Genomic DNA, 21,612 nt, shown 5'->3' with positions numbered 1-21,612 from the left:
TTTGAATCTTCCTCTCTATTTTTTAAAAGCTTTAACCTGTAATGGGGGTTGTATCCCTTTTTTCGAGCATACGACTCCAGCCTGTGAGCAAAACCGCAACGAAAACCATAATGCTCCCGATCCAGGCCGTATGAATGAGACCGAGTGAATCCGTTACAATCCCGCCTACATAAGCTCCGATTGCTATCCCTGCGTTGAAAGCTGCAATATTAACAGCAGAGGCAACATCGACAGCTTTGGGTGCAAACCGTTCGGCTAACATGACGACATATACCTGTAGCCCGGGCACGTTCATAAACGCAAGCAATCCCATAAAGAAGATCGTAATCAGTCCTGCCGTTTTAAAAGGTGCCGTGAACAACAGGAGAAACAGGATCACTGCTTGAATCAGAAACATGTAAAACAAAGCTGAAAGCGGCTTGCGGTTTGCTGCTTTTCCGCCAATAACATTCCCGATGGCAATCGCAATTCCATACAGCAAAAGTATAAACGTTACCGTACTTTGCTGAAATCCGGTTATGTCGTGAAGTAATGGAGATAAATAAGTAAATACCACAAATGTGCCTCCATACCCCAAAGCTGTAATGATAAATGCGAGTAGCAAGCGACCATTGGTAACCAGTTTGACCTGCTCGCGGAAAGGAGTCTTGTTCCCTTTGCGCAGCGTAGATGGCAGCAGAATCAGATTGGCGATGAGTGCCACTACACCGACGACCACAATCGCCATAAATGCTGCCCGCCAACCCCATTGCTGCCCAATGTAGGTACCCAAAGGTACGCCTGTAACCGTGGCTACGGTCAACCCGGAGAACATAATGGAAATCGCACTCGCTCGCCGATCATCCGGCACAAGATCGGCCGCGATAGTGGAACCGATGGACATGAATACCCCATGAGCGAACGCCGAGATCACACGTGCAATCAGTAGCAAGGCAATTCCGCTAGAGACCGCAGCGAGGCTGTTGCCTGCAATAAATATAATCATGATCCACAGCAGCAACGTTTTACGGGAAACACTTGATGTTAATGAGGTCAAGACAGGTGCCCCGATGGTCACCCCTAATGCATACAGCGTTACAGTTAGTGCAGACATCGTTACAGATATGTGCAAGTCTTCAGCAATCAGGGGAAGCAGTCCCACGCTGATGAACTCAGTTGTCCCAATCGCAAAGGCGCTTACGGCTAGAGCCAGTAATGGCCAGATACTTCGTTTTGATTCTGGCGACATGTTTTTCACTCCTATCTATAGAAATCTTCGACCAGCAGATGTTATTATGAGTTATTCAAGCAAATATGAACAGTACGTACTTTTTAGTGATATAGGTACTAAAAAGTACCCTAAATAAAGTTCTTTTTAATTAAAACAGGCTGTTAAGGTATGTATAACAGAAGCGATACACATGGGGGGATCGGCATTGGGGAAGAAAAAATACAATATCTCTGTTGAGGCGACGTTAGAGGTGATCGGTGGGAAATGGAAATGCGTCATTCTGTGTCATTTGACACATGGAAAGATGCGGACAAGCGAATTAAAACGGATGATGCCTTCCATAACACAAAAAATGCTGACTCAGCAGCTTCGTGAATTAGAGGAAGACGGCATTGTCAATCGGATTAGCTATAATCAGGTTCCACCCAAGGTGGAGTACGAGCTTAGTGAATATGGATGTAGTCTGAAAGGCATTTTAGATTCTCTTTGTGCTTGGGGAGAAAGACATATTATTAAAGAATACGGGGATAAATCTGCGGTTTTGGAAGATAACATTCTGAATAATTTGTAAAGCCAAAAAGAGCGCCTGCAATACATCAGCAGGCGCTTTCTCTCTCCGAATTCCAAGGGTTACGAATTGGACATCATTTTAATTTGTGAAATCAATGACCATACGTCCTTGGATTTTGCCCTGCTCCATCTCCTCGAAGATCTCATTAATGTCTTCGAGCGGACGTTTTTGTACAAGAGGGACAACTTTACCTTCTGCAGCGAACTGGAACGCTTCTTTAAGGTCTTCACGAGTGCCGACCAAGGAGCCAATAACTTGAATGCCGTCCAGAACCAGACGTGGAATGTCCAGATCCATCTTATCGGTTGGGAGACCTACAGCTACGACACGCGCGCCAGCCTTCACAACGTCGATGGCCTGGTTGAAAGGTGTTTTGGCAACAGCAGTAACCACGGTTGCATCCAGACCGGCACCGTTTGTTAACTCCTTAGCTCGAGCGACCGGATCTTCTTTCATGCTGTTAACGATATAGTCAGCACCGATTTGTTTGGCCAGTTCTAGTTTTTCATCACTGATGTCAAAGGCTACAACTTTAGCATTGAATACATTTTTGGCGTATTGCACAGCCAGGTTACCCAAGCCACCAATGCCGAAGATACCGATCCATTGTCCTGGTTTGACTTCACTTACTTTAACTGCTTTATATGTGGTAACCCCTGCGCAAGTTACACTACTTGCAGCGGCAGGATCAAGACTATCTGGTACTTTGACCGCGTAGTCAGCTGTGACAATACATTGCTCTGCCATTGCACCGTCTACCGTATATCCGGCATTTTTAACTTCACGACACAGCGTTTCCCGCCCGGTTAGGCAATATTCGCAGTGACCGCAGCTTTGGAACATCCAGGCAATACTTACGCGATCACCAATCTTAAGACTGGTTACTCCTTCACCTAATTCAATGACTTTCCCAATACCTTCATGCCCCAGAACTCTGCCTGTGACATCACCGAAATCTGCATTTTTTACATGTAAATCTGTGTGGCAAACTCCGCAATACTCGACTTGGACTAACGCTTCCCCATGCTTCAGGGAGCGTAAAGGTTTCTCTTCTACACTGACTTTCTTGTCTTTTGTAACAATTGCTGCTTTCATGTAGATCTCTCCTTTAAATAGATATGGAATTATTTTGTAATGCACACTCCATTATTATAGTAACTCTTGCCCAAAAAGGACAAACATAAATCTAACTTACTAACTTAAAACTATTTAATCGAAAAATGCTTCTTTCTAAGTCCTTGGACCCTTGTAGGAACTTTGTACAATAATTTACAATGTAAAAAGTTTCACATACTCTATTTGGAAGAAGGATAAAGAAACATGAAAAAAAACTGGAAAGGTTGCCTGTTCAGCATATTTGCCATTATCTTGGTTGTGTCAGTAACAGGATGCAATTCACAGCCCGCCATTTCTAGTACCACCAGCACTTCATCCTCATCAGCTACCAACGCTCATGCGGTTGTTCAAAAAGGCCCGCACTGGTCTTATGAAGGAGATCAGGGACCGGAGCATTGGGGAGAGCTGGAAAAAGATTTTGTTGCTTGTGGTAACGGCCACGAACAATCTCCTGTCAATATAGAGCATACCCATTTGGAAGCATCGCAAACGCAGCAACCGCTGCAAGTTCATTACACTAATACGAAAGCATCCATTTTGAACAATGGGCACACTGTGCAAATCAATGTTGCCGATGCCAGCAATAGCATCATGCTGGACGGTACTAAATTCACTTTAAAGCAGTTTCATTTTCATCACCCGAGCGAACACCAAATAGATGGTAAAAATGCTGAAATGGAGCTTCATTTTGTCCATCAAAGCGACAACGGAAGCACAGCTGTCTTAGGAGTCCTTATCCAAAGTGGCAAAGAAAACAAGGCTTTCAACCGCATTTGGTCCAAACTACCGAAGGATAATTCCCAAGAAGCGGCGGCTCTAGATGAAGAAATAGATCTCGCTGCGCTGCTGCCAAAAGACCTGCACTCCGTTCGCTACAACGGATCGCTGACTACCCCGCCATGCACAGAACATGTAAATTGGACAGTGCTGGAGCAGCCTATTGAAATGTCCGCAGACCAAATCAACCAGTTTGCTGCCATTTTCCCCGATAACCATCGTCCTGTACAACAACTGGGAACCCGGGAACTGACTGCCAATAAATAATAAAATAAAGTGCCGTAAGATGTAAGGTGCATTCTATATATAAATACAACCGAAAAGCCCCCTCTATTCATCTAGTTAGAGGGGGCTTTTCGGTATTACATTTACTGCTCATTACAAGCGCACCAGTTCCTCCACCTTCACCGGTTGACCTGTACGCATAGAACGGTTGGCGGCAATGCCTGTTAAAATGGACCATGCACCGTCAATATGTGAGGCCGCACGATGAAACCGATCCTCTGCCGGCTTATCAAAAATATCACGCAGCATAACTGGATCTCCTCCGCCATGACCACCCTGGCCTTCCTCTACTTCGACTTCATAAGGTGCTGCAAAGTGGGGATAGATGGTGATGGTCTTCTCTTTTAGCGCACCCTCATCTGCCTTGCTGCCACCGGAATTAACATAGGATTGCTCGGATACCCGAACTTCCATCCGTCCCTTCGTGCCGTTAAATACGATGATAAAGCCCTCCCAAGGCATGTAAGCATTCAGCGAATAGTTCATTACCGTCTTGTTCTGATACTTCACCATGACACTCAGCGTATCTTCAATGCTGATATTGTCGCCAAATACGCTTTGATCCCGCACATAGCCATCCTCATGCTCAGCATCCAGATACATGCTTTTTAGATGCTCGTTACGGTCCAGGTGTAGCGCAAAGGGGTCATTTTCCGCTGCCTTGCTGCCGTAAGCCCGTTGATAAAACTCCGTCACGCCACGCTGCTCCGCATTTTCTCGTCCGTAAAATTTCAGATCCCCCATCGCATACACCGTCTCCGGTTTCGAGCCAAGCCAGAAGTTCATCAAATCAAAATGATGCGTCGATTTATGCACCAGCAGACCGCCGCTATTGCGCTTGTCCCGGTGCCACCGACGGAAATAATCCGCGCCATGCTGTGTATTCAGCAGCCATTCAAAATTGACTGACAGCACCTCTCCGAGCGTTCCGTCCATGATCAGCTCACGGATTTTCGTATTATGCGGCGCATAGCGGTAGTTAAAGGTGACGCGCAGCTTCCGTCCCGTGCGGTCTATGGCATCCAAAATGTCTTGGCATTTATCTTCATCCACCGTCATCGGCTTCTCGGAAATGACATCACAGCCCAGCTCCATCGCCCGGATAATATACCGATGATGCACCCGGTCAATGGTCGTGACAATGACGATATCCGGCTGCGTCTCCGCGATCATCCGATCAAACTCGTGAGCTTTATAGGTCGGAATCGGCTCATGCTCGTATTTCTCCTGCAGCAGCTGATTGGCATAATCCATTCTCGTCTGATTGACGTCACAGAACGCGATCAGCTCCGAGGTATCTTTGAAAACGGTAACAACTTCACCGTAAAAAAATTCGGCTCTTCCTCCGGTACCCACAAGTGCATATTTGATTTTAGTCAATTGGTTCACACCCTTTACATGAATTGCTTTTATTTTATAGTATAAGAAAGAGCAAAATCTTCGCTTTTATTATGATTTTTCCCGTAAAATATACATATATTATCCTTATGTATTCTTTCACTAAAGGAGACTATCGATATGATCGCTACACCCCGTTTTGCCATCGAGCAAGCGTTGCGGAAGGTGCCATTCAGCATGTCCGCCGACCATGTTCACCAAGCGCACGAAATCTATTATTTGCTGGCAGGAGAGCGCTACTACTACATTAATCAGCGGGTATATGCGCTCCAGAAGGGCGATTTGATTTGGATCAGCAAACATGATTTTCACCGTACGAGTAACAAGGGTAGCGGTAGCCATGAACGGATTTTGATTAACTTTGATGAAGAATTTGCAGCCTCGTCAATGACCGTCTCTCCCTCCAGCGATCAGAATCAGCTTCTTCTGCCAGAGAAAAGCTTTCTGCTTCGCCCCTCCGCGGAAGAACAATGCGAGCTGGAACACCTATTCCGGCAAATGCTAGATGAATACCACCAAGAACATGCCTACCGCCAGCTATATCTCCAGAGCTTGCTACTCCAGCTCCTTATCCGCATCCGGCGCATACAATCGGCCACTGCCGATACCATTGCACCGGAACGTAGCGAAAAGCAGCAGCGCGTGTACTCGGTCATCGCATACCTGCATGCTCATTATGACGAGAGCCTGTCGCTAGATCGGCTGGCTGAGCATTTTTATATTAGCAGCACGTATTTATGCCGTATTTTCAAGCAGACAACAGGTTTTACCTTAGTAGAATATCTTCAGGATGTGCGGGTCCAGCAGGCTCGGGCGTATTTAAGAGAAACAAGCTGGAAAGTGACTTCCATTGCTGAAAAAACGGGTTTTGACAGCATCGCTCACTTTGGTCGTGTATTCAAGCACCTTACCGGGCACACCCCACTACAGTACCGAAAAAAATACAAAAAGGAGTAGAGAGATGCCCCTACCCCTTAATTCCCGTCAAGGTGATGCCTTCAATAATTTGCTTTTGGGCAATGATGTAGACGATTAGCACCGGGACGACAGAAATGGTGGTACCCGCCATCATCAGTGACCAATCGGCGGTATATAACCCTTTGAAATTGTTAAGTAAAAGCGGAACCGTGAATTTCTCCGGTGTATTGAGATAGATAAGCGGATCAAGAAAGCTGTTCCAGGCACCCAAAAAGGTGAAAATCCCTATTGCCGCCAATGCCGGACGAATGAGTGGCAGGATGACGCTCCAGTAAATACGAATGTAGCCCGCCCCATCCATTACCGCCGCTTCCTCTAGATCGCGTGGGATACCCATGACGAACTGGCGGAGCAGAAACACTGCGAATGCATTAAACAAGGCTCCAGGTACGATCAGCGACCAATGTGTATCCAGCCAACCGATGCGATCCATCACCAAATATAACGGAATCATCGTCACCTGCTTGGGCACCATCATCGTAGCGAGGAACAAGATAAACAGTATGTTCGAGCCCGGAAATCGGATTTTAGCAAAAGCATACGCCGCCATAGACGCGCTAATCAGTGTCGCTGTCACGATGATCACCGTAATGTAAAAGCTGTTCATATACGCCTGCACGAAGGGCATTGCCTCCAGCGATGCCGGATAGTTGCTCCATACGAACGGATCAGGAATCCATTGAGGTGGGACGACGAAAATTTGAGAAATATCCTTCAGGGAACTGAGAACAGTCCACAGGAATGGAAAAAACATGACTAAAGAGCCGACAGCGAGCAGCACATGGCGCAGGAATACCCTACCTCTGGAACTAATCTCCATAGTGCACCCACCTCTTTTGCATTTTAAATTGCAGCAGTGTAAATACGAGAATGATCACGAACAAAATCATTGCTGCCGCAGCACTTTCTCCCATCGTGAAGTCAATGAACGCCTGATCATAAATGTGGTACACCAGCGTATAGCTTGCTTTGGCTGGCCCTCCATTCGTCATGACAAACGCCTGATCGAACACCTGAAAAGAACTGATGACCATCATGATGGTCACAAAAAAGGTCGTTGGTGACAACAGCGGCAATGTAATATACCTTAGCTGCTGGAACTTGCTGGCCCCGTCAATTTCGGCTGCCTCGTAATAGCTTTTGGAGATACCCTGGAGTCCTGCCAGAAAAATGACCATATTATATCCAAGTCCCAGCCATATGCTCAAAAGCGCAATCGACGGAATCACCCACTGCGTATCGGTAAGCCACATCGGGCCTGTAATCCCAATCGCTCGCAGCAGATGATTTAAAATGCCAAATTCGCCGTTCAGTATCCACATCCAGATGACACCAACCGATACCGAACTGGTTACGACAGGCATGAAAAAGAACAAGCGATAAATTTCCTTGCCCTTCACTTTGTTGAGCACGATGGCTACGAGCAGAGCCAATATAATCCCCGCCGGGATGACCAACACCATATAGTACATCGTATTGATGAGTGCCTTCCAGAAATCAGGATCAGATAATTGGCCCTTGAAATTGTCCAAGCCGACAAACAAGGGTACGCCAAATCCATCCCAGTTTACAAAGCTTAAGTAAAGCGCATATAGCAACGGCAACAGCGAAAAACATAACAGACCCAAAAACTGGGGGCCAATGAATAGATAGCCCCACAGCGCTTGATGCTTTTTCTGCATCTTGTCACCTTCCTCCCCGGTCACGGCCCATCCCGTGCCTACTTGACCGCCTTGGATATGATCTGATTCAATTTTTCAATGGTTGCCGCAGCATCCTGCTTGCCCAGGAACATCAGGTCGATGGTTTCCGTGATATCCGAGTTCAGCCCTGGCACCTGAGCATCATAGGCCAGTGCAGATCCATGAGCATGCCCTATGTTACGTCCTTCGGTCAAATAGCTTGAATGCTCAATTATCGCCTTTTTCATAATGCTCTCATCTGCGGCAGCAAGCGTACCCATGGCATTCCCACCTTCAACCAGCCGGGCCTCCTGTCCCTTCACAGAGACGTAGAATGCTGCCAACTTCATGGCCTCTTGCACATGCGGACTATTTTTGTTTACAGCTACATAGGCAACCGGAATGGCAACGGGCTCATTCTTACCGGTATTAGATGGCCAGTAGATATAATCGAAGTCGAGGCTTTTATTTTGGCTAAACAAGGGTTCCAGCCATCTTCCCGCCGCCAGCATACCGACTTGATTGGACATGAACATCGCGTCAGCCCCTTGCCCTTTGGGAAGCGAGCCGAGATATACCGCATTTCCCTTTTTCACCATATCGTACATAAAACCGAATGCTTCCTTGCCCTTTTCATTGTGGTCCAGCACATATTTACCTTGTTCATCAAAGATCTGACCGCCATTCGACCACACCCATGAATACCAGTGAGCCCACCAGTTTTCCGCAATATAACCCTGCTTTCCGGCTGCCTTCAGCTTGGATGTAACCTCTTCAAAGGCGTCCCAATTCCACTTGCCTTCGTCATAGTATTCTTGCGGCGTCTTCACGCCTGCTTCCTTAAATACCTTTTTGTTGTAATACATGACCATCGGGTTGGAGTCGGGAGTGACCCCATAAATTTCCCCATCACGCTTTGCCGGTCCCCACAATCCTTCCGGAAAATCCTCAGCCTTCACATCACTCGCATCACTTTTTAAAAACTCACCCAAAGGCTGTACCTGCTTCGCCCCGATCAAACGCGCAATCGTCGATTCATACGAATAAAACACATCCGGTCCGCGACTTCCCTGAAGCTGTGTCAACAGCTTTTGCTCATATTGGTCTCCCGGTACAGGCACCAGCTTAACCTCGATATTTGGGTTTTCCTTTTCAAATGCATCCAGCGCCCGCTGATACACCTTCACCTCCGCAGGATTACCCCAAGCCTGCATCGTAAGTCGCACTTTTTGCCCTTCTGTGTTCTCTATTTTGGGAGAGGTACTGCATGCCGCTGCAAGTAAAAACAGAACGCTGAGGAAAAATCCAATCTTTATCCAGCTCATGTAATTGTCCACCTTAACCGCCTCCTGTAGCTTCGCATGGTTGTATGTCATCCTTCTTTTGAAGCGCTTACAAAACTTTCCCTATCATCATATGTAGGAGGGGGAGGCGCGATATCCCCATTTTCATTTTTATATAAATTTTTTTCTTTTGGGGCTCTGATATGACAGCGACCAAGGGAAAGTAAAGGGCTATACAGCAAAAAAAGAAGAATGCAGCTCACCTGCTTCCTTCTTTCGTATTCCTTCAGTATGATTCCGTTTTCTATGACTTTATTAGCATCTTTTCAAAAATATTATAGCCGTTCGTTTCGCCTATATACGTATAACCGCATTGTCTGTAAAACTCACTAAGCTTGTCATTGCCCGCAATACAGTCTAAACGGATTCGATCCTTGCCTGTGAAGTGGATGCCTCGTTCAATCCATTGCATCAGCTCACGGCCTCGCCCCTTCCCGGTGCTATCGCGATCCACAACCAAACGATGCAGATATACTGAGGTTCCTCCTTCAGAATCCGTTTCGTCTAGTTCCCACAACTTACGGTCCCATGCACTGGGCTGCTGCTGCAAGATCACTGCGCCTGCCAGGCTATGATCCTCTGATGCTCGGAAAATAACCACTTCTCCGCGTGCAATAGCGCCGCCTAGGTTATGATCATCTTTTCCTTTTAGTAAGCGTCCCCATTGCGTAGAGCCTTTGCTGTGCAGCCATCTGGCCGTCTTTAAAATTAACTCCTGAACCTGCTCCTGATCTTCAGTGCTTGCCTGAAAAGCCATTAATCCTGGTTTGACAGATGATTCGACAATATTCATTGATGTCATGCTGCACCTCAACTCTCACTAATTTTCCTTATGTATAAAATATAGCATAAAAAATGAGCGTCTGACTTCACTTGGTCTTCTAGTAGCTTCCCCATATCGCCCATACCCTTCACAAAATTTTAGAGGCTCTCTACAAGGAAATTTCAAATAGTTCCAAAATAATTCAAAATTTTATTATATTCGCTAAAAAAATAAAATTGATTCTATAAATTGGTTGTTATATTGATTTTGAGAACTCCTACCTTATATGTACGTATTTGAGCAAGGGGAGGAAATTTTGATGGGTGCTATCGAAGATTACCGACGCGAGCTTTATAGAATTGCTTGGAGAATGCAGTATCGTACAAAACGAAATCGGAAACGTGAAATTTCTTTAGAATTTAAGCCTAACCTCTTTCAAACCTCATTTTCGGAAGAGTCTGATAACAAAATAATGATGCAATCATATATTAATAGACTAAGGTCTGAGACAGGCAAAAAGGTCATCTATGAAATTTACATAAACGATAAAGCAGAAGTACAAGTTGCCAAGGAACTCCATATTACACAACAGGCGGTGAACAAATGGAAAAAGAAGGCGCTCCACGATTTATATCAGATGATGAGTTTATGAAATTAGTTGAACTTGCCCAAACCGAATCCGACGTAGAGGCTATGAATGCAATTTTTCAATATTTCGATCCAGATATTAAACGATTAAGTAAATTTATCTGTATGCCAAAAGAGGATGCCATCCAGAGTATGAAAACTGAACTTCTTGAGTTCATCATGAAAAAATAATGAGTCCTTGGCAATAAGCTGCTTCCGGTTACTCTACCGGAGGCAGCTTATTTTGCTGTGGTCGAGTTGGAATATACTCCTCAACTCTTCTCACATCTTGAGCGTAATTTTAAATTATACAGGATAATCCAAAGGTTTATCCAAGTATCTATTCTAGCTAGAGGGGCTATTCAAATTTAGAGAGGGATTTTCTCGATCTAGAAAAAGTTCATATTCAGGTTGTGTAGTTACAGTCCCCAACTCCTATATAAGTGTAGGGGATGATCGAGCAAAGTACATGAATTGAAAAAATTTATGTATTCGCATTTTTCACGATTGGTTGTAATTCACAGCCTTAAATCACCTACATAAGTGAGAGGGAATTGAAGACTAACATCAAAGAATGTGGAGCCATTTAGATGTTAGCGACTCCATCAAATCCACTCTCAACTAAACCAATGGAGGCGTTTAACAATGGGTTATCACATTATTGCTAATTTTCCATCTAATCGAGATTACAAAGGAACACTGAAAGTTTATAATGATAGTGGCAGTTTGGTATTTGGACCTGTAGAAGCTTTAGGCCGTGGATCAAATGATGCAAAAAACGGTCAGGATCATACGAACTGGAGACTTAAATATGCAGACATTCCTACGGGTGTCGCGAAAACAATTGTTTATGCTAAAGGTGATTCTGACTACTCTTATGGTCCTTATAAGCGGGTGTGGCTGAATCAAGCAGTAAGTGGGAACTTCTTGACTGCTACAAATAATGGCCGCGACGAAATTATGATTCATGGCGGAGACCCTGCTAAGAGCACATCTTTAACATGGTATCCTTTGCGTCCAACATACGGTTGCATTAGACTTACTAACAGCGATCAAAGAGCACTAATTCAAGTTCTTGAGCAAAACGGTAGTTCTGGTAAGATCACAATAAGCGAAAGCTAAAAAATTAAGGGCGGAGGTGAAACTTCGCCCTTTTTTGTATTAATTTGTTTTGTATTTATCAAGTTTGAACCATTTTTGAAATTCACTCTGGCTAATTTTTTTAACAGGTTTCACTTTTTTGCTGTCTATTGAGTATCTGTATAACTTCTTTTGGTCAGATGGATACTCACTTATATAGTCTAAATTTTTCCCATTTTTATGCCATAAAATCAGACTTGTGCTGATGTAATCCGTTTCCCTAGGAAGATATATAAAGGCATCCTTATTTGTGTTATATATAGCTATGGAGCTGCTTGATGTATCACCGTACGAAAAGGCAATTTGATCTTCTTTAGGTGACCAGTTATAAGCAGTAATTGATTCTATATTTTTTTTGCCTTTAGCCTTTAAAAGATCATTTACAATGGTAGATTTTCCGGTTTTAAGATTGATCAGTAGTAACGTATCTCCCGCACTCCGCTGTGCCTGTATAGCCAACCATGTATTAGAAGGAGATAATACTGCGCTCGATATATCACGCAGTTTATCATTATATCCATCTGTTTTAATGGTATAACTCTTTTCTCCTTTTTTGATCGTTATTGATGTAATAACACTTTTCTCAGAACTTGGGGCATTTTCTAGCTCAATTTTTTTTGCCACTAACGAAATGTTGTTCTCCTTCCAAATCAACTGATTTGGGGTCTCGCTCTTTTTAAACTTAGTTATGAACTGATACACAGATGGATTTACAGCATTAACTGAACTTTGAACATACGTATTAGGGCGTAATGTACTATTAGCATTGGCAATAGAAAAACCACTTACACTTCCCACAAGCACTACACTCGACAGGAAAGCAGTAGCGTATTTTAATCTTAGATTTTTCATTTTAATTGCTCCTTTGTAAAAAAATTATTGTTATACAGGTCTTGATCCAATGTTTTCCTAAAACTATATCTATATACATAGACGTGAAAATCGTGAATTTGTTTCTTGTTTATTGAAAATAATTACATAACAATTGGAAAACGTTAAGGCAAGGGTGATACTTTCGCCCGCTCCAGCAGACCATCCCAAGTCAAACATTCCGCCATAAGGTTGGACGACATTGGGGCTGGCAAGCGTGCCTTCACGGGATTACAGAGATACCGACTCCATGCATAAAGAAAAAAGCTGAGCAACCGCCCAGCTTTACCGTTACTTATCTAGTTTAGTAAAATCCATATCCACAATCACAATCCGTTTAACACAATCAGGAAAAGCACATTGACTCCCTGACTTCAAATAAAGTTCTCTAAGTACATCAGTTATCGGCTGTAGCCTTTTCACCTTGAACATTTTCCACTTCTGTTAATTTTGCAGAGCGAGCCCTACAAAGTCAACTTTTAATCTGTGCAGCAGGTACAATTCGGTATAATCCTGAAGTCTCGCCCGCCGCGGGACGTACTTCCTGGATGACCCAACCTAATGACAGTACCCGCCCAAGCCGATCATACTCAGCCTTCGTCAGTTCGGATGTAACGGCTTCGCTTCCTTCCTCTAGTGACAGCTCAGGCTCCCGCCCGAACGCAACGGCAATCCACGAACGAATGCCCCGGATCGTATTGTACTTGATCTGATATCCGTCCGTTACTGCGCTGACAAACACCTCCGGCTCTTGGGACGCCAGCCCGGTGACAAGCTCTGTATAATCAAAATCGGATGGTCCGTCCGTTGGCAGCTCATTTTGCTGCACCCGACGGATTAATTCCTCTTGGGACCAGCCTAAAGAGCGTAATGATTCCAGCAAGAGCGCGTCCCATTGGGAAATACGTACTCTTTTCGTCGATTCAGTCATCGTTTTTTACCTCCTTTGGGTCATGCACATCATACAACCGCTCTTAACCCTAAAGGTTAACCGGGTATGCTACATAATGGCCGGGACTGATTTCTCTCAGCTCGGTTGCACTGTTGATATCCTTGTCCCATACTAATGAACCGTCTGGTTGGGCCAAGCCTCCTCCCAGTCCCCCTTGCTCTCCGACCGCTCTCGGATCAGGCACAGGGATGGAGGATAGCAGTGCCTGCGTGTAGGGGTGAGCGGGCTGCTCATACAGTTCATCTGCATCGGCTACTTCTACCAGTCGCCCATGGTACATCACACCGATTCGGTCTGAAATATGTCGCACCATCGACAAGTCATGGGCGATGAACAGATACGTCAGCCCGAACTCCTGCTGGAGATCCTCCAGCGTGTTAATGACCTGCGCCTGAATGGACACATCCAGTGCCGAAATCGGCTCGTCACAGACGATGAACTCAGGGTTCACGGAGAGAGCACGAGCGATGGAAATCCGCTGGCGCTGCCCGCCGCTGAACTCGTGCGAGTAGCGATACAGATGCTCCCGCTTCAGCCCTACCTTCTCAAGCAAAGCCACTACAGCATCCTTACGCTCACTGCCCTGATGCAGTCTGTGAATATCCATCGGCTCACCGATCAGGTCAAGCACGTTCATACCCGGATTAAGAGAGGAATATGGGTCCTGAAAAATGCTCTGAATGCGCCGACGCAGCGGCTTGAGCTGTTTGTCGTTCAGCTTGGAAATATCCTGACCGTCAAAGCGTACCGTACCTTCTGTATAATCGTATAATCGCGTCAGACAGCGTCCAACCGTTGATTTCCCACTACCTGACTCACCGACCAGTCCGAACGTCTCGCCACGCTTGATTTGGAAGCTCACGCCATCCACCGCCTTGAGCACCTCAGAGCTACGCCCTAACAAATCCTTTGCGGTCACAAAATGCTTCTTAAGCTGGTGTACCTCCACCAAGGGCTGTTGCTCACCCAATACATCTTTTGTTTCACTCACCGTCATTCCCTCCTTCCGCGTGGCCCGCTTTCGGCGTCTCGCAGACTCCGGCAGGCACTGCGTCCGGCTCGTTCAACCAGCAGGCTGCTCGCTGATCCGGGCGCAGCTCCACCATCGGCGGCCGCTCCACACAGCGGGCAAACGCGTGTGGGCACCGTTCCATGAACGGACAGCCTGATGGCGGGTTCAGCAGGTCCGGCGGCGTGCCCTCAATCGGCACCAGCCGCTCGCGGAAGCCGTTCGTGCGCTGGGGCACAGAACGCAGCAGGCCCTGCGTATACGGATGGCCCGGACGATAAAAGATATCGTCCACGCGTCCCTCCTCCATCACCATGCCGCCGTACATGACGATGACACGGCTACACACCTGGGCGACGACGCCCAGATCATGGGTGATCAGAGCAATGGACATGTCGGATTGCTGCTTTAGCGTCTTGAGCAACTCCAAGATTTGCGCCTGAATCGTTACGTCCAGCGCTGTAGTCGGCTCATCTGCAATCAGCAGCTCCGGGCTGCACGAGAGCGCCATGGCAATCATCACCCGCTGGCGCATCCCGCCGCTGAATTGATGCGGGTATTGGTTCATTCGGCGCTCCGGTTCGGTAATGCCTACTTGTCGCAGCAGTTCTACAGCTGCTTGCGTAGCCGCTTCCTTGCTCAGTCCTTGATGTCTGCGAATCACCTCAACCAGGTGATAGCCAACCTTTTTGACCGGATTCAGCGAGGTCATCGGGTCCTGAAAAACCATTGCAATCTGGTTTCCGCGTATTTTGCGCCATTGCTTTTCCGTCAGAGCGGTCAGGCTTTGTCCCCGGTAACGAATATCGCCGTTCAGCCGCTTGCCGGGTGGGGCAATCATCGACATGATCGCTTTCGCTGTAACACTTTTGCCGCTGCCAGATTCTCCTACGATTCCTACCGTTTCTCCAGCATCAATATGAAAACTAACCCCTCGAACTGCCTGATTTTCCCCTTCACGAGTGAAAAAGGAGACCTCTAGCTGTTCGACGGACAGTAGATGTTCTGTCATTGTGTTTTCGCTCCTTCCTGTCGCTCCTGGAGCCATTTGTAATGGACCTGTACTATGAATCTATAAAACTATGAATCATCGTTTTACTAATTTGGGTTCAAAGCCTACACGCAGCACATCCCCCAAAACATTAAAGCTCAACACAGTCAGTAAAATAAGTAGACCCGGGAATAATGCCATATATGGGGCCTGTGCAATATATCCTTGGGCATTATTCAGCATACTGCCCCACGTAGCGTTCGGCAGCTGAACACCAAAGCCGAGGAAGCTCAGCGACGATTCCATCATAATCGCTGAAGCGATATTGTTCGTCGCCCCTACGATAATTACCGGAATCAGATTCGGTACGATGTGCTTCATAATAATACCCAACGTGCTTTGTCCCGAAGCTTTGGCGTATAGTACATACTCCCGTTCGCGCAACGTCATTGTCTCTGCACGGACCACCCGGGCAATGTTCATCCACATGAGCAGTGCGATAATGACGATGATATTACCGACGCCCGGCTTCAAAAACACACTCAGCAGCAAAATAACCAAGAAAGACGGAATTGACATGATCAGCTCCAAAACCCGCATAAGCAGATTGTCGATCCATCCTCCAAAATACCCGCTCACAATCCCCACCACTGCACCGATACTGGTCGCAATAATCATGGACGCGAAGCCTACCAGCAATGATACACGTCCGCCGTATAGTGCTCTTGTAAAATAGTCCCGCCCATAATCATCCGTCCCAAACCAGTGTGCCGCTCCCGGCGGTTGGAGACGCTCCAGCACATTCAACTTATTCGGGTCCTGCGGCGATAAAAATGCGAAAATCGCCCCCAGCGAGAATACGATCAATAGTATGAGGGCGACGGCGCCCATTTTGCTCGTCATCAGCTCGATCCCGATGTTGCGCCATTTGCTCCGATTCATGAATTCACCTCGTTGATTTAATTCTCGGGTCCGCGATGCTATACAAGATATCTGCAAGCAGATTACCCAGGATCAGCAGCAGAGCGGAAAATAAAGTAATCCCCATGATGACGGGATAATCCATCCCTTTTACCGCCGTCATGCCCAGCGAGCCAATGCCCGGCCAGGAAAATACCGTCTCCGTCACAATGGCTCCAGCCACCAGGTCCGCAACCGACATTCCGAGCAGCGTAATGATGGGCAACAGCACATGCTTAAGCACATGTCGAAACAAAACCAGTCTTTTTCCAGATCCGAACGCGTATTGAATCTGCACATACTCTTCCTTGAGCTGCGTAATCGTGCTGGAACGGATGTATCTCACATACACAGACAGAAAGCCGAAGGCCAGTACAAAACATGGTAAAATCCCATGCTTGATTACATCTAGCACCGAGTCCGTACCGATGGTACGCATTCCTGTACTCGGAAGCCAATGCAGATAAATCGCAAACAAATAAATAAGTAAAATACCGAGCCAAAATAGCGGAACAGAAATTCCGATGTACGACATCAGATTAATGAGCTTGTCGATCCAGCGATTCCGATTAGCCGCAGCCGTCAAACCGAGCGGAATTGCAATCAGCACAGCCAATATGATGGATGCGCCCATTAACCCGGCTGTAGCCGGGAGACGATCGAGAATCTGATCCAGCACGGGCTGGTGATTAATTAGCGAGTAGCCGAGATCGCCCGTTAGGCTTTTTTTAAGCCATAATATGTACTGCATATAAGCAGGCTGGTCCAGCCCCAAGCTATGCCTCATTCGTTCAATGTCTTCCAGATGCATATTCGGTGTAACAAAAGAGAGAACCGGATCACCTGGAGCCAGCTTGATCAAGCCGAAGCAGACGATGGACACAAAAAATAGCATCGGTATAACTTGCAGCAACCTTCTGGCGATGAGTTGTCTCATACGTTTCCCTTCCCCTTGCTGTTTTCGAAAAAAATAAGCTGGTTAACCCAGCTTATTTTTGAAAACCCTGTCTTATTTGTGATAAATTTTGGACAAATCCTCGAAAATCACGACCGGCTTTAACACAGCCTGATCAATACCACCATACTGCTTGTCGAAGGCTACAATAGTCTTGGTGTAAGCAATCGGGTAGATAACAGCATCCTCAGCCAGCAGCTCTTGTACCTTTTTATAAATTGCTCCACGTTTAGTCGTATCCGACTCACCCGCGCCCTCTTCCAGCAGCTTATCTACTTCTTTATTTGAATAATGCGAATAGTTGGAAGATGATCCGGTGCTATACAAAATACGATACGCGTCAGGATCATACCCCATGATATAGCCGCTGATCGCCAGATCGAAGTCCTTGGCATTCGTATCGACGAATTTTTGCGACCATGCCGAGGAATCCATGCTGTTCACATCCAGCTGAACGCCAATATCCTTGAACTTCTGCTGAATATACAGCGCTTGTGCTTCCTGAACCTTGTTGCCGCCCGGTATGATAATGCGCAGCTTCAGTCCTTCAGCTCCAGCCGATTTCAGCAGCTCTTTTGCCTTGTTCACATCATTATTGAAAAATGCAACGTCGTTCGTGTGATACAGTACATCCTGTGTCAGAGCAGATTTCGCAGTATCTGCATAATCCTTGGAGCCATAGGATACCTGGATCAATTCATCCTGATTCAATGCATAAGAAAGCGCCTGCCGTACTTCTTTTTTGTTCAACTGCTTTGTATCACTGTTTTCATTAAACAACAGATAAGCCAAGCGACCTTCGCTGTAAGGGAAAATGTCAAACTTATCTGTTGCTTTAATGGTCTCCACATTTTGCGGATCGAGATAGTTTACATTGATCTCACCATTTTGAAGGGCCAAATTCGCAGCATTTGAATCTTTAACAATCCGGTATGTTACTGAATCCAGATGCGGCTTTCCGCCAACATAGTTATCGAACCGTTCGAGTGTAACGTACTCACCGGTTTTGTACTCTTTAAATTTGAAAGGACCAGATCCAATCGGAGAGTTGTTTTTTGTGCTTTTCTCAATATCCGCTTCATTCTCGAAAATGTGCTTCGGAATCGGGGATACCTGTACCAGTGCTGCCTCAAAAGCAGGAGCTGGCTGAGGAAGCTTGAAATCCACCGTTGTATCATCAACCTTGCTCGCCTGAACCGGTTTTCCATTAACCATAAAATTACTTCTCAAAAAGCTGTGCTGCTTCTCGTCCAAAATTTTGTTAATGGTGAAAACAACATCGTCAGCTGTCAGCTTCTCGCCATCATGCCAAGTCAGATTTTTTTTCAGTTTTAGTGTATAAGTCAGCTTGTCTGCTGAAGGAGTCAGACTGTCTGCCAAATAAAATGTCTTTTTGCCATTGTTCACTTGAAACAATGGTGCGAATATCGCCTGATCTATCGTCAGACTTACCCGATCACCCGCATAATTCGGATTCAGCACCACCGGATCAGCTTGTACGCCAATGATCAGGCTGCCGCCATCTTTAGGCTGTCCGTTATCAGCTGTTGTGGTAGCTGTACTGGGTGTATTCCCATTCGTCTCAGACGTAGATCCAGAATTCCCGCCGGAGCATGCACTTACAACCAACATCAATACAATAAATACCAATACACCAGTCAAATTACGACGCATCGCTCTAGCCCCCGTGTCCTCTTAGTATGTAATAAATTTATTATAAATCGGAATAGTCGGATTTACAATCGGTCAAAAACTGTTTATTCCCCTTGTCATTAGCATTCCAGACATTATGTGATCGAATCTAGAAAAAAGACACCCGTTAAGGGTGTCTTTAGAGTATCCACAAACTGATTAGTGCCAGGATGGCAGGCAGGCCTTGCTTTAATAAAATAGACTTATTGGCAGTTAATGCACCATACAACGCAGCCACTACCACACAAATGACAAAGAATAATTGGATTTGCCGCCCGAATACAGTATCCGGATAGAACAAGCCCCACACCAATCCGGCTGCCAAAAAGCCGTTGTACAGCCCCTGATTTGCAGCCAAGGATTTGCTTGCTTCCGCCAGCTCCTTCGAGGTGCCGAACGTACGCATCGCCCGCGGAGTCGTCCACAGAAACATTTCCAATATTAGAATGTACACATGCTCCAGAGCTACAATTCCGACCAATATTGAACTAAGTAAGCTCAAGTATATTCCTCTTTTCCACATAAAGTTACTATGAGGTGATTTTTAGATCTATCCTCGAAAAGTATAGTTCATCTTCCAAAAACAGTAAAGAGACCGAGCCTAAGGCCCGGCCTCATTTCTACATGAAGCCTTACATCGTTCTTGCAAAATCCAACAAAGCTTTGGACATGCTGTTGATCTCGTCTGTAGATGCATTCACTTGTTGCGTTAGCGCGGCTTGTGTTTGTGTCAGCGTAGACATATTACCGATATTGTGCAAAATCCGCTCGATGAGTGTCTTCATTTCGTCCAGACTAGTCTCGATATTTCCGGTCGCATCAGCACTGTGTATGGCGAGTTTTCTCACTTCATCTGCAACTACCGCAAACCCCCGCCCCTGCTCGCCCGCACGCGATGCCTCAATGGCGGCATTCAGACCCAGCAGATTTGTTTGATTCGCAATCTCTTTAATGAAGTTGGAAATGTTTTGCGTCTCTTCTGCACTGACTTTGGCTTGATTCGCTGCCTCTGTCGATTGCTCCTGAGCCGTTGCCAGCTCCTGCGCCTGGTTACTAACCGAGTTAACGCCGTTCACCATTTCCGTAATGGAATCGGAGAGATGCTGAATTTTGAGCGTCAGCTCATCCGCGACAGCCTGCTTTTCCTTTTCGACAGTAATATCACGAATGGTACCCGCAATACGAATAGGCACTCCCTTGCTATCGCGTATGCTTCTTCCACTGTTTTGATACCAGCGATATTCGCCATTTTTACTTTGCAAGCGACATACCATGTCATATGGCGTACGATCTGAATAGTCATTTAAATGGTCAACTACAGCCTTAAACGCATGCTCGGCATCGTCAGGATGTATACGCGAGCTCCAACTGCTTAGTACACTCGGGAAGTCCTGCTCATCCTTAAAGCCCAAGGTGTGGCGGAATTGCTGGGACCACCAAAATATATTATCCGGGTTCTCGATATCTCCATCAGCCAGAATGACGTCATATGGAGCCTCCACCAAAACACGATTGATGAGATCATATCTTGTAACTAGAGCCTGAAGCTCCTCGGACTTAATCTTCTGGTCGTGCACATCCAATAGAGCGCCCGCAATCCGAAGCGGCACTCCCTGCTGATCGCGGATCGTCGTTCCGGTAGCCCGGAACCAGCGGTATTCTCCATGCTTCAGCTTCAAACGATACTGTACGTCATAAGGCGTCTTGCCCGTAAAATCCAGCAAATGATCCGACAATTCGGTCAATGCTCTGTCATGATCTTCGGGGTGCAGCCGGGATGCCCAGCTGTTTAATACATTGGGGAAGTCCTTTTCGCTCTGATACCCCAGCATAGCACGAAATTCTTCTGACCATGTGAACGTATTACTTGGATTGACGGGATCACCCGCAACCACCTCCATGTCCCATAAGCCAATCTCTATAGCCTTGGTAACAAGCTTCAGACGGATGTCAACATATTGAGCATCATTTTTCATGGACTCAAGCGCTTGGTTTACATTGTTTGCGATTTCTTGAACCTCGGAAGATTTGGATGAAACTTGTATTGCGGCAGAATAATCCTTCTGCTGTATTCTTTGTGAAAGTTTGCGGCTTTCTTCTACTAAAGGAGCAAGTGAGTGGGTCTCATTTTTTTTAAGAAACATATATGCTCTTCCCTTCTAAGCCAATATATAAAACGATATAGTTTAATATCGGAATTTTATTAAGAATCATTATAAATAAATCTAAAATTGCACAGGTAATAAGAATCATTTTTATGTCCATATACCTATATATTCATACAGAAAACATC

General features: G+C 45.9%; 22 protein-coding genes. 6 read left to right on the top strand and 16 right to left on the bottom strand.

The features are described from left to right. Positions 1–31 precede the first annotated feature (31 nt). On the bottom strand, positions 32–1,228 hold the full coding sequence (locus tag AOU00_RS14175; protein ID WP_069290863.1) for an MFS transporter: 1,197 nt from the start codon (positions 1,226–1,228) through the stop codon (positions 32–34). 187 nt (positions 1,229–1,415) lie between these two features. Here AOU00_RS14175 and AOU00_RS14170 point away from each other — a divergent pair, with 187 nt between their 5' ends. Beyond that, positions 1,416–1,781 carry a winged helix-turn-helix transcriptional regulator gene (locus AOU00_RS14170; protein WP_069292048.1) on the top strand — a complete coding sequence of 122 codons (366 nt, stop codon included), beginning with the start codon at positions 1,416–1,418 and terminating at the stop codon, positions 1,779–1,781. Between the two features lie 78 nt (positions 1,782–1,859). Here the strand turns inward: AOU00_RS14170 and adhP are convergent, their stop codons facing one another. Then, positions 1,860–2,876, bottom strand: a complete 1,017-nt coding sequence (gene adhP, locus AOU00_RS14165; protein ID WP_061830749.1) for an alcohol dehydrogenase AdhP — start codon at positions 2,874–2,876, stop codon at positions 1,860–1,862. A gap of 225 nt (positions 2,877–3,101) precedes the next feature. On the opposite strand from adhP, the gene AOU00_RS14160 reads away from it, so the two are divergent. After that, complete coding sequence (locus AOU00_RS14160; protein WP_061830751.1) at positions 3,102–3,941, top strand: carbonic anhydrase; 840 nt, start codon at positions 3,102–3,104, stop codon at positions 3,939–3,941. A 111-nt stretch (positions 3,942–4,052) separates the two neighbouring features. On the opposite strand, the gene AOU00_RS14155 is transcribed toward AOU00_RS14160, so the two are convergent. After that, on the bottom strand, positions 4,053–5,339 hold the full coding sequence (locus tag AOU00_RS14155) for a Gfo/Idh/MocA family protein (protein WP_069290862.1): 1,287 nt from the start codon (positions 5,337–5,339) through the stop codon (positions 4,053–4,055). 138 nt (positions 5,340–5,477) lie between these two features. Here AOU00_RS14155 and AOU00_RS14150 point away from each other — a divergent pair, with 138 nt between their 5' ends. Further along, the gene (locus tag AOU00_RS14150; protein WP_069290861.1) at positions 5,478–6,314 is read left to right on the top strand and encodes a helix-turn-helix transcriptional regulator; all 837 of its coding nucleotides are present in this window, start codon (positions 5,478–5,480) and stop codon (positions 6,312–6,314) included. Positions 6,315–6,324: 10 nt separating this feature from the next. Here the strand turns inward: AOU00_RS14150 and AOU00_RS14145 are convergent, their stop codons facing one another. The 4 genes from AOU00_RS14145 to AOU00_RS14130 form a co-directional block, all read right to left on the bottom strand. Continuing rightward, positions 6,325–7,155 (bottom strand): carbohydrate ABC transporter permease, encoded by an 831-nt coding sequence (locus AOU00_RS14145; RefSeq protein ID WP_013308340.1) that lies wholly within the window; start codon positions 7,153–7,155, stop codon positions 6,325–6,327. Beyond that, positions 7,145–8,017, bottom strand: a complete 873-nt coding sequence (locus tag AOU00_RS14140) for a carbohydrate ABC transporter permease (protein ID WP_061830759.1) — start codon at positions 8,015–8,017, stop codon at positions 7,145–7,147. The genes AOU00_RS14145 and AOU00_RS14140 overlap by 11 nt, the downstream gene beginning before the upstream one ends. Before the next feature lie 38 nt (positions 8,018–8,055). Then, positions 8,056–9,354 carry an ABC transporter substrate-binding protein gene (locus AOU00_RS14135; protein ID WP_069290860.1) on the bottom strand — a complete coding sequence of 433 codons (1,299 nt, stop codon included), beginning with the start codon at positions 9,352–9,354 and terminating at the stop codon, positions 8,056–8,058. 250 nt (positions 9,355–9,604) lie between these two features. Beyond that, on the bottom strand, positions 9,605–10,162 hold the full coding sequence (locus AOU00_RS14130; protein WP_069290859.1) for a GNAT family N-acetyltransferase: 558 nt from the start codon (positions 10,160–10,162) through the stop codon (positions 9,605–9,607). Positions 10,163–10,442: 280 nt separating this feature from the next. Here AOU00_RS14130 and AOU00_RS14125 point away from each other — a divergent pair, with 280 nt between their 5' ends. From AOU00_RS14125 to AOU00_RS14115, 3 genes are all read left to right on the top strand, one after another. Then, positions 10,443–10,775, top strand: a complete 333-nt coding sequence (locus tag AOU00_RS14125; RefSeq protein ID WP_069290858.1) for a hypothetical protein — start codon at positions 10,443–10,445, stop codon at positions 10,773–10,775. Further along, on the top strand, positions 10,772–10,942 hold the full coding sequence (locus tag AOU00_RS14120; protein WP_237166185.1) for a helix-turn-helix domain-containing protein: 171 nt from the start codon (positions 10,772–10,774) through the stop codon (positions 10,940–10,942). The genes AOU00_RS14125 and AOU00_RS14120 overlap by 4 nt, the downstream gene beginning before the upstream one ends. Before the next feature lie 453 nt (positions 10,943–11,395). Further along, positions 11,396–11,872 (top strand): L,D-transpeptidase, encoded by a 477-nt coding sequence (locus AOU00_RS14115; protein WP_023986571.1) that lies wholly within the window; start codon positions 11,396–11,398, stop codon positions 11,870–11,872. Between the two features lie 39 nt (positions 11,873–11,911). Here AOU00_RS14115 and AOU00_RS14110 read toward each other — a convergent pair whose 3' ends face one another. The 9 genes from AOU00_RS14110 to AOU00_RS27540 form a co-directional block, all read right to left on the bottom strand. Next, positions 11,912–12,742 carry a TolB-like translocation protein gene (locus AOU00_RS14110; RefSeq protein WP_069290857.1) on the bottom strand — a complete coding sequence of 277 codons (831 nt, stop codon included), beginning with the start codon at positions 12,740–12,742 and terminating at the stop codon, positions 11,912–11,914. 490 nt (positions 12,743–13,232) lie between these two features. Continuing rightward, positions 13,233–13,691, bottom strand: a complete 459-nt coding sequence (locus AOU00_RS14105; RefSeq protein WP_069290856.1) for a hypothetical protein — start codon at positions 13,689–13,691, stop codon at positions 13,233–13,235. Between the two features lie 49 nt (positions 13,692–13,740). Then, positions 13,741–14,709, bottom strand: coding sequence for an ABC transporter ATP-binding protein (locus AOU00_RS14100; RefSeq protein WP_069290855.1), 969 nt, complete (start codon positions 14,707–14,709; stop codon positions 13,741–13,743). Continuing rightward, positions 14,696–15,733, bottom strand: a complete 1,038-nt coding sequence (locus AOU00_RS14095; RefSeq protein ID WP_069290854.1) for an ABC transporter ATP-binding protein — start codon at positions 15,731–15,733, stop codon at positions 14,696–14,698. Before AOU00_RS14095 ends, AOU00_RS14100 begins: the two co-directional genes overlap by 14 nt. A gap of 75 nt (positions 15,734–15,808) precedes the next feature. Beyond that, on the bottom strand, positions 15,809–16,654 hold the full coding sequence (locus AOU00_RS14090) for an ABC transporter permease (protein WP_069290853.1): 846 nt from the start codon (positions 16,652–16,654) through the stop codon (positions 15,809–15,811). A gap of 4 nt (positions 16,655–16,658) precedes the next feature. Beyond that, the gene (locus tag AOU00_RS14085; protein WP_069290852.1) at positions 16,659–17,609 is read right to left on the bottom strand and encodes an ABC transporter permease; all 951 of its coding nucleotides are present in this window, start codon (positions 17,607–17,609) and stop codon (positions 16,659–16,661) included. 72 nt (positions 17,610–17,681) lie between these two features. Continuing rightward, a complete protein-coding gene (locus AOU00_RS14080) occupies positions 17,682–19,301 on the bottom strand; it encodes an ABC transporter substrate-binding protein (protein WP_069290851.1) in 1,620 nt (539 codons plus the stop codon). A 157-nt stretch (positions 19,302–19,458) separates the two neighbouring features. Further along, the gene (locus AOU00_RS14075; protein ID WP_061831915.1) at positions 19,459–19,821 is read right to left on the bottom strand and encodes a DUF1304 domain-containing protein; all 363 of its coding nucleotides are present in this window, start codon (positions 19,819–19,821) and stop codon (positions 19,459–19,461) included. Between the two features lie 130 nt (positions 19,822–19,951). Continuing rightward, positions 19,952–21,463, bottom strand: coding sequence for a methyl-accepting chemotaxis protein (locus tag AOU00_RS27540; protein WP_069290850.1), 1,512 nt, complete (start codon positions 21,461–21,463; stop codon positions 19,952–19,954). Positions 21,464–21,612 lie beyond the last annotated feature (149 nt).

Origin of the sequence: Paenibacillus polymyxa (assembly GCF_001719045.1) — a bacterium.
GTDB classification, from domain to species: Bacteria; Bacillota; Bacilli; order Paenibacillales; family Paenibacillaceae; genus Paenibacillus; species Paenibacillus polymyxa_B.
Note: the sequence above shows the minus strand (reverse complement) of the source record. Positions and strands in the feature narration are given on the sequence as shown.

Bases quoted from the DNA above. Each gene is read 5' to 3' on its own strand.
- AOU00_RS14175 (WP_069290863.1), bottom strand. From the start codon at position 1,228: ATGTCGCCAGAATCAAAACGAAGTATCTGGCCATTACTGGCTCTAGCC.
- adhP (WP_061830749.1), bottom strand. From the start codon at position 2,876: ATGAAAGCAGCAATTGTTACAAAAGACAAGAAAGTCAGTGTAGAAGAG.
- AOU00_RS14160 (WP_061830751.1), top strand. From the start codon at position 3,102: ATGAAAAAAAACTGGAAAGGTTGCCTGTTCAGCATATTTGCCATTATC.
- AOU00_RS14150 (WP_069290861.1), top strand. From the start codon at position 5,478: ATGATCGCTACACCCCGTTTTGCCATCGAGCAAGCGTTGCGGAAGGTG.
- AOU00_RS14145 (WP_013308340.1), bottom strand. From the start codon at position 7,155: ATGGAGATTAGTTCCAGAGGTAGGGTATTCCTGCGCCATGTGCTGCTC.
- AOU00_RS14140 (WP_061830759.1), bottom strand. From the start codon at position 8,017: ATGCAGAAAAAGCATCAAGCGCTGTGGGGCTATCTATTCATTGGCCCC.
- AOU00_RS14130 (WP_069290859.1), bottom strand. From the start codon at position 10,162: ATGACATCAATGAATATTGTCGAATCATCTGTCAAACCAGGATTAATG.
- AOU00_RS14125 (WP_069290858.1), top strand. From the start codon at position 10,443: ATGGGTGCTATCGAAGATTACCGACGCGAGCTTTATAGAATTGCTTGG.
- AOU00_RS14120 (WP_237166185.1), top strand. From the start codon at position 10,772: ATGAAATTAGTTGAACTTGCCCAAACCGAATCCGACGTAGAGGCTATG.
- AOU00_RS14115 (WP_023986571.1), top strand. From the start codon at position 11,396: ATGGGTTATCACATTATTGCTAATTTTCCATCTAATCGAGATTACAAA.
- AOU00_RS14110 (WP_069290857.1), bottom strand. From the start codon at position 12,742: ATGAAAAATCTAAGATTAAAATACGCTACTGCTTTCCTGTCGAGTGTA.
- AOU00_RS14105 (WP_069290856.1), bottom strand. From the start codon at position 13,691: ATGACTGAATCGACGAAAAGAGTACGTATTTCCCAATGGGACGCGCTC.
- AOU00_RS14100 (WP_069290855.1), bottom strand. From the start codon at position 14,709: ATGACGGTGAGTGAAACAAAAGATGTATTGGGTGAGCAACAGCCCTTG.
- AOU00_RS14095 (WP_069290854.1), bottom strand. From the start codon at position 15,733: ATGACAGAACATCTACTGTCCGTCGAACAGCTAGAGGTCTCCTTTTTC.
- AOU00_RS14090 (WP_069290853.1), bottom strand. From the start codon at position 16,654: ATGAATCGGAGCAAATGGCGCAACATCGGGATCGAGCTGATGACGAGC.
- AOU00_RS14085 (WP_069290852.1), bottom strand. From the start codon at position 17,609: ATGAGACAACTCATCGCCAGAAGGTTGCTGCAAGTTATACCGATGCTA.
- AOU00_RS14080 (WP_069290851.1), bottom strand. From the start codon at position 19,301: ATGCGTCGTAATTTGACTGGTGTATTGGTATTTATTGTATTGATGTTG.
- AOU00_RS27540 (WP_069290850.1), bottom strand. From the start codon at position 21,463: ATGTTTCTTAAAAAAAATGAGACCCACTCACTTGCTCCTTTAGTAGAA.